This is a genomic window from Mesorhizobium sp. M7A.F.Ca.CA.004.04.2.1, from assembly GCF_004022825.1.
Lineage (GTDB): Bacteria > Pseudomonadota > Alphaproteobacteria > Rhizobiales > Rhizobiaceae > Mesorhizobium.
This window is the reverse complement of sequence record NZ_RZPH01000076.1, coordinates 1-11,278: the sequence shown is the minus strand read 5'-3', so window position 1 is coordinate 11,278 and position 11,278 is coordinate 1. Positions and strand designations below refer to the sequence as shown.

The 11,278-nt window shown below is 59.9% G+C and carries 12 protein-coding genes; 10 read left to right on the top strand and 2 right to left on the bottom strand.

Annotated elements, in window-relative coordinates; genetic code table 11:
* The coding region (locus tag EN893_RS05785; protein WP_245490803.1) for a quinoprotein relay system zinc metallohydrolase 2 at positions 1-989 on the top strand (989 nt) is incomplete at its 5' end.
* Positions 990-1,106: 117 nt separating this feature from the next.
* On the top strand, positions 1,107-1,970 hold the full coding sequence (locus EN893_RS05780; RefSeq protein WP_127269859.1) for a quinoprotein dehydrogenase-associated SoxYZ-like carrier: 864 nt from the start codon (positions 1,107-1,109) through the stop codon (positions 1,968-1,970).
* Between the two features lie 124 nt (positions 1,971-2,094).
* Here EN893_RS05780 and EN893_RS05775 read toward each other — a convergent pair whose 3' ends face one another.
* Positions 2,095-2,448 carry a hypothetical protein gene (locus EN893_RS05775; protein WP_127269861.1) on the bottom strand — a complete coding sequence of 118 codons (354 nt, stop codon included), beginning with the start codon at positions 2,446-2,448 and terminating at the stop codon, positions 2,095-2,097.
* 686 nt (positions 2,449-3,134) lie between these two features.
* Between EN893_RS05775 and EN893_RS05770 the strand changes: the two genes are divergently transcribed.
* From EN893_RS05770 to pqqE, 8 genes are all read left to right on the top strand, one after another.
* Entirely contained in the window at positions 3,135-5,036 is a 1,902-nt protein-coding gene (locus EN893_RS05770; protein ID WP_127267400.1) for a methanol/ethanol family PQQ-dependent dehydrogenase, read from the top strand.
* Positions 5,037-5,212: 176 nt separating this feature from the next.
* A complete protein-coding gene (locus EN893_RS05765) occupies positions 5,213-5,737 on the top strand; it encodes a c-type cytochrome, methanol metabolism-related (RefSeq protein WP_127267401.1) in 525 nt (174 codons plus the stop codon).
* Positions 5,709-6,602: a substrate-binding domain-containing protein gene (locus tag EN893_RS05760; protein WP_127267402.1), complete on the top strand. Its 894-nt coding sequence runs from the start codon at positions 5,709-5,711 to the stop codon at positions 6,600-6,602. The genes EN893_RS05765 and EN893_RS05760 overlap by 29 nt, the downstream gene beginning before the upstream one ends.
* Positions 6,599-7,159, top strand: coding sequence for a PQQ-dependent catabolism-associated CXXCW motif protein (locus EN893_RS05755; protein WP_127267403.1), 561 nt, complete (start codon positions 6,599-6,601; stop codon positions 7,157-7,159). Before EN893_RS05760 ends, EN893_RS05755 begins: the two co-directional genes overlap by 4 nt.
* A gap of 415 nt (positions 7,160-7,574) precedes the next feature.
* The gene (gene pqqB, locus EN893_RS05745) at positions 7,575-8,513 is read left to right on the top strand and encodes a pyrroloquinoline quinone biosynthesis protein PqqB (protein WP_127267404.1); all 939 of its coding nucleotides are present in this window, start codon (positions 7,575-7,577) and stop codon (positions 8,511-8,513) included.
* Positions 8,510-9,268, top strand: coding sequence for a pyrroloquinoline-quinone synthase PqqC (gene pqqC / locus EN893_RS05740; protein ID WP_127267405.1), 759 nt, complete (start codon positions 8,510-8,512; stop codon positions 9,266-9,268). The genes pqqB and pqqC overlap by 4 nt, the downstream gene beginning before the upstream one ends.
* Positions 9,265-9,561, top strand: coding sequence for a pyrroloquinoline quinone biosynthesis peptide chaperone PqqD (gene pqqD / locus EN893_RS05735; RefSeq protein WP_127267406.1), 297 nt, complete (start codon positions 9,265-9,267; stop codon positions 9,559-9,561). The genes pqqC and pqqD overlap by 4 nt, the downstream gene beginning before the upstream one ends.
* Positions 9,558-10,679 (top strand): pyrroloquinoline quinone biosynthesis protein PqqE, encoded by a 1,122-nt coding sequence (pqqE, locus tag EN893_RS05730; RefSeq protein ID WP_127267407.1) that lies wholly within the window; start codon positions 9,558-9,560, stop codon positions 10,677-10,679. Before pqqD ends, pqqE begins: the two co-directional genes overlap by 4 nt.
* 19 nt (positions 10,680-10,698) lie before the next feature.
* On the opposite strand, the gene EN893_RS05725 is transcribed toward pqqE, so the two are convergent.
* The coding region (locus EN893_RS05725) for a hypothetical protein (protein ID WP_128361446.1) at positions 10,699-11,278 on the bottom strand (580 nt) is incomplete at its 5' end.

Below are 11,278 nucleotides of genomic sequence, written 5' to 3'. Positions count from 1 at the left end.
GCATATCGGAGGCCTTCATGTCGGTTGATCGGCTAAGACGCAGGCTTGTGAGTGGCTTCACCTGCACCGCTGCCAGCGCCGCCTTGCTGCCATGCTGCCTCGGACGAGCCGTTCTGGCCGCAGGCGGCAGCTTGCGGTTCTCGACCACGCAAATCGCCGACGGCGTCTTCGCCTTCCAGGGCGCGGATGAATTGATGACCGCCGCCAACAACGGTGCGATCTGCAATCTGGGCGCCGTCATCGGCACCGATGCGGTTGCCGTCATCGACAGCGGTGGCAGCCTGATCGAGGCGCAGGCCTTTCTCGCCGCGATCGGAAAGCTGACAGCAAAGCCGGTTCGCTTCCTGGTCAACACCCACATGCATCCCGACCACATCTTCGGCAATGCGGCATTCCGGAAGATCGGCGCGACCATCGTCGGTCACCGCAATCTGCCGCGTGCTCTCGAGGCGCGTGGAGCGTTCTATCTGCACAACTATCGCGAACAGCTTGGCGAGGCGTTGATGGAGGGGATCGAGATCGTGCCGCCGACCATGCTGGTCGACGATCGCCTGCAACTCGACCTCGGCGGGCGCATGATTGAACTGCGGGCATGGAAGGCGGCGCACACCGACAACGACCTGACCGTATTCGATACCGCGACCAGAACGCTTTTTGCCGGCGATCTCGTGTTCATGGGCTCCTTGCCGACGCTCGACGGATCACTGCTTGGATGGCTCCGCCAGATGGATGCGCTCACCGCGATCGACGCCACGCGCGTCGTTCCAGGTCATGGTCCTGTAACGGCCGACTGGCCACAGGCGCTGGCGGGGGAGCGACGCTATTTCGAGATTCTGGCGCGCGATATCCGAAAGGCGATCGCCGACGGAACGCCGCTGCGCGAAGCAGTCAAAACCGCTGGCGAAACCGAACGGGATAATTGGCACCTGTTCGACGACTACAACCAGCGCAACGCAACGGCCGCATTTGCCGAACTCGAGTGGGAATAGACGATGCCGACATGCGTCCAGCAGCTGTAAGGCACGGCGATTTGCCAAGGCGTCGCCAAAGGCTTATCCTCAACGCCAGCCTGGGCACCACCTCTCTGCATTGGTGGAGGCATCGAAATGCAAAATCACCCTTACTCGAGCCGGCAGCTCGCTTTGCCGCTCGCATCCGTTTTTGTCGCGATCATCTTGGCCATCGGCACGCTGCTCGGTTCCTCCGGAACCGCCAGCGCACAGCAAACAACCGCGTCCTCGGACAGAATCTGGCATGACTTGAAGGGCGACGTGTTCGGCGATCGGGCAATTCTGGTCGATACCGGCGTCGTCAGGATCGAAGCGCCGAAGCGGGCGCAGGATGCCGCCATCGTGCCCGTGGACATCTATCTCGATCCAGCCAAGGCGCCGGACGGCATCAAATCCGTTACCTTGATCATCGATGCCAACCCTGCACCGGTGGCGGCAACGTTCCAGCTCGGCAAGGATGCCGGCGTGACGCATCTGTCGACGCGCGTGCGCGTCAACGACTATTCCTATCTGCGTGCCATCGCTGAGACGCAGAGCGGCCAGCTCCATATGATGCAGACCTTCGTCAAGGCATCAGGCGGATGCTCCGCCCCTGCGGTCAAGAACCAGGACGAGGCCAACGCGACGATGGGTCAGATGAAGCTGCGCCAGTTCCCGCCCAAAGAGACGATGACCAAGACTGAGGAACTGCAGTTGATGATCCGGCACCCTAACAATTCGGGCCTGCAGCGGGATCCGCTGACCCAGTATTTCATACCGGCGCATTTTGTTCAGAAACTGTCGATCTCGCAAGCCGGCCGGCCGATCCTCTCCATGGAAGGTGGAATATCGATTTCGGAAGACCCCAATTTCCGGTTCGATTTCACCGTGCATGGCAACGGCGAAATCCAGGTGGAAGCGACCGACACGGATGGCAAAACATTCCGCAATCAGTGGCCCCTGGAGACAGCAGGTCTCTAAAGTATCCCTCTTGCGCCGTAATGCCGGATGCTTGCCAGCTCGATCCCCGAAGTGAAGCTCATTTCGGGAGGATCATGTCCAGGCAAAGGATGGAACTCCATCCGGCTTGCGGAGGGAGCAGGCTCTAAAAGCAGCGCACGTCGGCTTCCGACTGCGCGCGCTTCAATTCGGTACGGGCGGCCTTCGCCGGTGCGCTTTCGCGAAACAGCCCAGCGTTTTCGCCTGTGGTCAAAGACATACTCTTGAAAGTCTCGGCCCTCTCATAGTGGTCGTACGGAAGGATCGAGGCGATGACGTCGATCGAGCAGGAACAGCTTTCCAGCGCCTTACGTGTCTGGCCGTTCGTCTGCATGCAGCCGAGCACGTAATCGGCAATCGTTGCTGTCGGGTAATCTCCCGCGGCGCCCGCCGGGTTTGCGAAGGCCAGCGGCGCGGCCAGGAGCAGCGGCAAGGTCGAAAATCCAACATATCTGATCATGGGAAAACCTCCGGTTAGCCTGGGCGCGATGTGCCAAGTCGGGATCACCGTGGCAGTTGGCAACGAGCCGCAGAGTCAGTCAAGCGCCCATGGCTTCCGTATACGACCAAAGGAGGAATGCGGTACTCATCGACCGTGGTTCCGCATGGCGGCCTGATGGCCCGCTCCACACCCCAACTCCAACGATCATCTCATGCTTGGCCCACTATCGATTCTCCATGCAGCACGTAGATGGCCAGGCCGAGACATCGAAGTGAATACCGCTAAATAAAATCCTTGCTTAGGTGAAATGTAAAACTCAAAAAATAATCAAATTTTATGCGGTCAACCGTTATTTAGCTAGTAGAAATACTTTATCTAACCAATACTGTCCTAGTTATTTCCTTATATTGCACCGCATCATTCACGATATTGCGGTGCAAAAAGACACCCAGGCTTTTTTGCTTGCCTAGCGTTTTGCGATGACATAGCCTCACCCTGTTTCCGGCTTCAAGGGCGTCACCGTCATTAGGGAGCGGCGACAGTCTTTCGTAGGCCAAGGTGAGGTGGGCAGTAACGGTGCCCTCTGCACATCTGGCTTAGGTCGTGACACGCTGCCGGAAATATTTCCCCCCCGTGAATCGCTTGGGCAAGCCCTTGTGGGCTCAGCAAATGATTCATCACTATGAACCTCGGGAGGAATTCGGATGCGTGTACTTACGAAAGCTACCTATATTCTAACCACTGCGGCGTTTCTGTCGCTCGGCGCGGCCTATACGGCGTCGGCTAACGAGGACCTTGCAAAGCTGGCTTCGGATTCGAAGAACTGGGCAATGCAGACGGGTGACTACGCCAACACCCGCTATTCCAAACTCAACCAGATTACTGCGGACAATGTGAAGAACCTGCAGGTCAAGTGGACCTTTTCCACCGGCGTGCTGCGAGGCCACGAGGGTGGACCGCTTATCATCGGCGATGTGATGTATGTCCACACGCCTTTCCCGAACAATGTCTTTGCGCTCGACCTCAAGAATGACGGGAAGATCCTTTGGAAATACGAACCCAAGCAGGATCCCAACGTCATTCCGATCATGTGTTGCGATACGGTCAATCGCGGTGTTGCCTATGGTGACGGCAAGATCATTCTCAATCAGGCCGACACCACGGTCGTCGCCCTCGATGCGAAGACCGGCAAGGTCGTCTGGTCGGTCAAGAACGGTGACCAGACCGATGGCGGCAAAGGCGAATCCGGTACGGCTGCCCCCGTCGTCGTCAAGGACAAGGTGCTCATCGGCGTCTCCGGCGCCGAATTCGGTGTTCGCGGCTGGCTGGCCGCCTACAATCTGAAAGATGGCAAACTCGCCTGGAAAGCCTATTCGGAAGGTCCGGACGCAGACACCCTGATCGATCCCGAAAAGACCACGCATCTCGGCAAGCCGGTGGGCAAGGACTCCGGCACGAACACTTGGGAAGGCGAGCAGTGGAAGACAGGCGGCGGCACGACATGGGGATGGTATTCCTATGATCCCAAGCTGAACCTGGTCTACTATGGCACCGGCAATCCCTCGACGTGGAACCCCGTACAACGCCCCGGCGACAATCGCTGGTCGATGACGATCATGGCCCGCGATGCGGACACGGGTGTTGCCAAATGGCTCTACCAGATGACCCCGCATGACGAATGGGACTATGACGGCGTCAATGAGATGATCCTCGTCGACGGCATGGAGGTCAACGGCGCCAAGCACGATGTGCTGGTGCATTTCGACCGCAACGGCTTTGCCTACACCATGGATCGCGCCAGCGGCGACCTTCTCGTCGCCAAAAAATACGATCCGTCGGTGAACTGGGCGACGGAAGTCAACATGGACCCAAAGAGCGATCAGTATGGCCGCCCGCAGGTCGTGGCGAAATATTCGACCCAGCAAAACGGCGAAGACACCAACTCGACCGGCATCTGCCCGGCCGCGCTTGGAACCAAAGACCAGCAGCCGGCCGCCTACTCGCCGAAGACCGGGCTGTTCTATGTCCCGACCAACCATGTCTGCATGGACTATGAGCCTTACAAGGTAAGCTACACCGCCGGTCAGCCCTATGTTGGCGCCACCGTGTCGATGTACCCGGCCCCTGGCGGCGACGGCAGCATGGGCAACTTCATTGCCTGGGATGCAGCCAAGGGTGAGATCGTCTGGTCGAAGCCCGAGATGTTCTCGGTGTGGTCTGGCGCGTTGGCCACGGATGGCGACGTCGTCTTCTACGGCACGCTCGAAGGCTACATCAAGGCGGTCGATAAGGACGGCAAGGAACTCTACAAGTTCAAGACCCCGTCCGGCATCATCGGCAACATCACGACCTACGAGCAGGGCGGCAAGCAGTACATCGCCGTTCTGTCGGGTGTTGGCGGCTGGGCAGGTATTGGCCTGGCAGGCGGCCTGCTTTCGCCTGATAACGCCGCTGCCTGGCATGGCGCCGTCGATCAGGGCCGTGCCCAAGGCGATGAGGCCGCCGTCGTTGGCACCGCTGGTCTTGGTGCCGTCGGTGGCTACGCGGCACTTGCCGACTACACGACGCTGGGCGGTCAGCTCACCGTCTTCGGTCTCCCGGATTGATGCGCTGGGAACCTTGAGAACGCCTCAGGTCTTGTGAGACCAAAGGCTTGAAGAACGAGAGCCCGGATCATCCGGAAGCCATGGCCGGGCTCTCGATTCGGTTACGCACCCAAAACACCGATCAATGCCGGTCGCGCCAGCAAAACCGTGTCCATTGGCAAATGAAGGAAGTTTGAATGTCCGTTCGCATTGTAATTTCGGCTTTGGTCCTGGCTCTGCTGCCTCTGGCAAGCTCAGGCGTCGCCCAGGCCGACGACAGCATGGAAAAAGCCAAGGCGGTGAAGGAAGAAGGCGGCAAGTATTTGGATGCGGATGGAAATCCGACCTACAATATCGAAAACGGAACCGTCGATTGGTACACGTTCAGCGGCTACCGCCGGTATCACTCCGATTGCCATGTCTGCCACGGACAGGATGCAACAGGTTCGAGCTATGCGCCGGCTTTGGTCAACAGCCTGAAAAACATGGATTACGGCACGTTCCTCTCGATCGTCGCCGAGGGCCGCAAGAATGTCGGCGGCGGCAAGGAAAACGTCATGCCTGCCTTTGGCGACAACAAGAATGTCTATTGCTACATGGACGACCTCTACATCTACCTGCGCGCGCGCGCAGATGGCGCGGCGCCCCGCGGACGGCCGCCCAAGCACGAAGACAAGGCCCAGGCGGCGAAGGATGCCGAAGCATCCTGCATGGGTGGGTGACATGATTGGCCGCGATGCATTGAAGCTGCGCGTCGTTCTGCCGATCCTCGGCACGCTCGCCTTGCTGCCGTCGAATGCGCATGCGCAAAGCGCCGGCCTTGGTGCGGCGGGAGAACTGGTCGACCCCGACATCTTGCGCGTCTGCGCCGATCCCTCGAATATGCCCTTCACCGACAAGAGCGGCGAAGGATTCGAAAACAAGCTGGCAGAGCTGGTTGCCGCGAAAACCGGGCGCAAGTCCGTCTCCTACACCTGGTTTCCCACGATCACCGGCTTCGTGCGCAATACGTTGGGGGCCAACCGATGCGACATCATCATGGGCTATGCCCAGGGCGATGAGCTGGTGCAGAACACCAACGCCTACTATCGCTCCGCCTATGTGCTTGTGCATCCGAAAAGCCACGATATGGAAGGCGTGGAAACGATCGAGGATCCCAGACTCAAGGGCAAGACGATCGGCGTCGTTGAAAGCACGCCGCCAACCGCCAACATGGCCGCCAACAAGCTCCTGCGGACCGCCAAGATCTATCCGCTTGCGGTGGATACCCGCGTCACCCCATCCATGGGGGAGGTCATGATCAAGGACATGCTGGCACACAAGATCGATGCGGCGGTGCTGTGGGGACCGATGGCAGGTTACTATGCCAAGGAACTCGGAGCTGATGTGACGATCGTTCCACTGGTGAAGGAAAAAACCGGCTCGCGCATGTCTTACCGCATTACCATGGGCGTACGTCCGTCCGACCAGGAATGGAAGCGGACGCTCAACCGAGTGATCAGGGAAAACCAGGCGGAGATCACCAGGATCCTGCTGAGCTATAACGTGCCGCTGATCGACGAACACGACAACCTGATTACCCAATGAATGGAAGGGAGACTATTTTCTTGCTGGTCGCCGCGAGCCTTCTGGGTCTGACCGAGCCGACATGGGCTGGCGATGTCGCCGAACCCAGCGGTTTCCGGATGGACGACTATCGGGCGCCGGTGCCGCGGACGCTGCAAGGCGCGAGGGTGGTGACGACGGTGGAAGCGGAAGCGCTGTGGCGGGCGAAAAAGGCGATCTTCTTCGACGTGATGCCGGACACGCCCAAACCGACCAATTTGCCGGCAGGAACCATATGGAGGGACAAGGTCAGAAAGGACATCCCAGGCAGCATATGGCTGGCCAATGTGGGATACGGCGCTATTTCGCAGGAGACCGCCAGCTATTTTCGCCAAGGCCTCGAGGCCAAGGCCGGGACGGACAAGTCGCGCGCGATTCTGTTCTACTGCATGACGAATTGCTGGATGTCGTGGAATGCGGCGAAACGGGCCGTCGAGTGGGGCTACAGTTCGGTAATCTGGTATCCGCTCGGCGCTGATGGGTGGGAAGATGCAAACCTTCCACTGGAGGAGAAAAAACCCTATACAACGAACAATTGAAGTAAGGACTGCAATTATTCTCGATAGTTGGTTTTCAACTTTTCAAAACCTATTGTTTCATTTGTCCATTTTGAGACTTGATGGACGAGCCATTGCGTCGGTGCCCTGCAATGGTTGGCTAACGACAGGATCGGTCCCTTCGGGCTGGTATTAAGAGGAGAAATGTCATGAAGAAGAACTGGAAAAAACCGACCATGTGTCAGGTTGCCGCTGGCTTCGAAATTTCACGGTATCTGCCTGCTGAAATTACTCCCAAGAAGTAGGCCGCAGAGGTGCGCGTCCCTGGCGACAGGGGCGCGCATCCCCTCGCCCCATGGATTTTCGTGAAAGATTTTGACGCACGCAAAGCGCGCGAAGCGTTTTTTGTGACTGCAAATTGCCTGCAGGTCAGAGAAGCCGGCGCGCGGGCATTTTCATGCATTTGAGGATCATCGGATCGGCGGCGGGCGGCGGCTTTCCGCAATGGAACTGCAACTACCGTCTGAGTCGTGCGGCTCGCACCGGCATGGCCGGGGTGCATTCACGAACCCAGTCCAGTATCGCCGCCTCCGCGGACGGGTTCGGCTGGGTTCTTTTCAATGCCTCGCCCGACATTCGCCAGCAAATCGCTGCAACACCTGAACTGCAGCCTGCGGGCGATGCGCCGCTGCGCTCCACGCCTATTCGCGCGGTGGTGCTGACCAACGCCGATGTCGATCATATCGCTGGACTGCTCAGCCTGCGCGAGCGGCAGCCTTTCGCCATTTATGCAACGGCGCAGGTTCTGGCGACGCTGGAGGCGAATTCGATTTTCAACGTTCTCGATCCAGCGCTTGTGCCGCGGCGCATCCTGCCGCCGGCGAAAGAATTGGCCATTTGCGACGCAGAAGGCCGCGAGACCGGCGTAATGATCGAGCCCTTTCCAGTGCCCGGGAAGATAGCACTCTATCTGGAGGATAGAGACCATCCGGATGCCAATTTCAGCTCCGACGCAGGTGATACGATCGGAGTCCGAATTGCCGGCATCGGCAGCCGCGGCTCCGTCTTCTATATTCCGGGCTGCGCGCGCATCGATGCGGCCTTGCGCACGCGTCTCACCGATGCCGCCTGGCTTCTGTTCGACGGCACGGTCTATACCGACGACGAGATGATCGTCGCCGGCGTCGGTCAGAAAACCGGCGCGCGCATGGGGCATCTGGCGATCTCGGGAGAATCGGGTTCGATCGCAGGCTTGGCCGATGTGAGGGTCGGCCGTCGCGTCTTCGTCCACATCAACAACACCAATCCCATCCTTGACGAGAATTCCGCCGAGCACGCGGCGGTCAAGGCGGCCGGCTGGGAAATCGCAAGCGACGGTATGGAGATGGAATTTTGAGCGACTTCCGCGATGCAGCCAAAGGCGGACTCTCCAAGAGCGCTCTCGAAGCCGTGCTGAGGCAGGTTGGCGCCGAGCGCTATCACAATCGCCATCCCTTTCACCACAGGATGACCAGCGGCGCATTGTCGAAGGCCGAGATAAAGGCCTGGGCGCTGAACCGCTATTGCTATCAGGCGGTCATCCCGCGCAAGGATGCCATGATACTCGTGCATGCCGAGGATCCAGCGTTTCGCGCCGCGTGGCGCAAGCGGATCGAGGATCATGACGGCGAGGACGGCTGGAGCGGCGGCATCGCGCGCTGGCTGCATCTGGCAACTTCGCTCGGCCTGGACGCCGAGGCCGTGAAGAGCGAAAGGCTGGCACTGCCGGCGACGCGCTTCGCGGTGGGCGCTTACCTTTCCTTTTGCACAAACCGGACGTTGTTCGAGGCGGTCGCGTCCTCGCTGACCGAGATGTTCTCGCCACTCATCATCGGCGAGCGGGTGCCGGCAATGCTGGCCAAATACGACTACATCACCGAGGACACGCTGGCCTATTTCAGGCAACGGCCCGAACAGGCCTCGCGTGACGCCGACTTCGCCCTCGCCTACGTGCTCAGCCATGCCGATACGGCGGAGCGCCAGCAGCAGGCAATCGATGCACTGGTGTTCAAATGCGATATACTCTGGGCCATGCTTGACGCGCTTCAACACGCCTATGGCGAGCAGGGAAACATACCGCCCGGCGCCTTCCAGCCCGAGGCAGCCCAATGATGGCGCTGCGCGAAAGAGCCGTGGTGTCGTTGCGATCGGTACCTTCGCTGCCGAAACACGTGCGCATACAATACGATTCCGTGCGGCAGGCATTCGCCGTGCTTTCACCCGAAAAGATATTCTGGCCGAACGATGTCAGTCTCGATATTTTGCGCCGCTGCGATGGACGGTCAACGGCAGGCGATATCATTGCTGGCCTTGCCGCGGATTATGAGGCCGAACAGGAGGCCGTGGCGACCGACGTCCTCGCCTTCCTGCAGGAATGGTCGGACAAGCTGCTGGTGAGGTTATGAGCACGCCCCTCCTCCCTCCAATCGGCATGCTGGCGGAACTGACGCATCGCTGCCCGCTGCAATGCCCTTATTGCTCCAATCCGCTGGAACTGCTGAAGGCCAATCGCGAACTCGACACAGAGACCTGGCTCGCCCTGTTCTCGGAGGCCGCCGATCTGGGAGTGCTCCAGGTGCATCTGTCCGGTGGCGAGCCGACACTGCGCCGCGACCTCGAGCAATTGATCGCCGGGCTTGCGGGGCGCGGCGTCTACACCAATCTGATTACCGCGGGCGTTGGCATCGTCGAGGGCCGTATCGAGGCATTTGCCGAAGCCGGCCTCGACCATCTGCAACTGAGCTTTCAGGGCGCGCGGCCGGCGACCACCGATCGCATCGGCAACCACAAGGGCGCTCACGAAAAGAAGCTGGAGACGGCACGCCGCGCGCGCGTTGCCGGTCTGCCTCTTACCATCAACGCACCGATCCATCGCCATAACATCGAGGAAGTGCCGGAATTCATCGATCTCGCCCTTTCGCTGGGCGCGGAGAGGCTCGAGATCGCCAATGTGCAGTATGCCGGCTGGGCGTTGACCAATCGCGACCAACTGATGCCCGAGCGTGAAGCGGTCGACAGGCAGGCGGAGATCGTTGCGGAGGCACAGGAGCGACTGGCCGGCATCATCAACATCGATTTTGTGACGCCGGACTATTTCGCGATCTATCCCAAGCCGTGCATGGGCGGCTGGGCGCGGGACGCCTTCATGGTGACGCCTGACGGCACCGTACTGCCCTGCCATGCCGCACAGACGATCCCGTCGCTCAGCTTCGAGCGTTTCGAACCACGCAGGCTGTCCTCGATCTGGGCCGATTCACCGGGGTTCAATGCCTTTCGCGGCACGGACTGGATGCAGGAACCCTGTCGCGGCTGTGAGCGGCGCGAGATCGACTGGGGCGGCTGCCGCTGCCAGGCGATGGCGATCGCCGGCGATGCCGCTGCAACGGACCCCGCTTGCGCGAAATCGCCGATCCATGCTCGCATGGCAATGCTGATCGACGAAGCCAAGCGCATTGCCACAGCTCCTTCGAGAGAAGAACCGTTCGTCTACCGGCGGATCGGTGCCATGACCGAATCCGCCTGACCTGGCGAGAAAGCGCTTCTCACCCCCTCCGGAAAACGCGAAGCGTCTGCTCGTCAAACAATGGCTCGTCCTGGCCGATGCGCACAAACAGAAGCCTGTGCCCCTCACCCGCCGGCACCTCGAAATACTGGATGCCGTCAGGCATTTCACCCCAGTCGCCGCAGGGCGGTTCGGGAACCTCGTCGGAACTGGCAAGCGCTTTGAGTTCTTCCGCATAGGAGGCGTCAGGGCTGAATGAGTAGCGTTTGACGCCTGCAGGCTCCGTGCCCTGCGTGTAAGGCGTCAGCACGCAGCGGGCGCTGACAGTCTTGTCGGTTTTTTCCAGGAACAGGCGGCGCAATGCAGCCTCGGCAGTTTCACCCGATATGATGTCGAACAGTTCGACGAGAGGATCGGCCGCGCCGCCGTCGCTGTATTTGATGGCAAGCGCGTTGTCGGCGAATTCGAAATGAATCTGGCGGAAGCCGAAGTCGCAGCGTTGCGCCCAGGCGGCCAGCCCGATATTTTTGTCAGACAACCTTTCCCAGACGCATTTGTCGATCGGCGAGCGCGACGGCGCCGGCTCGTCTGCCATCGCGGACATTGTCGCGGATGCAAGC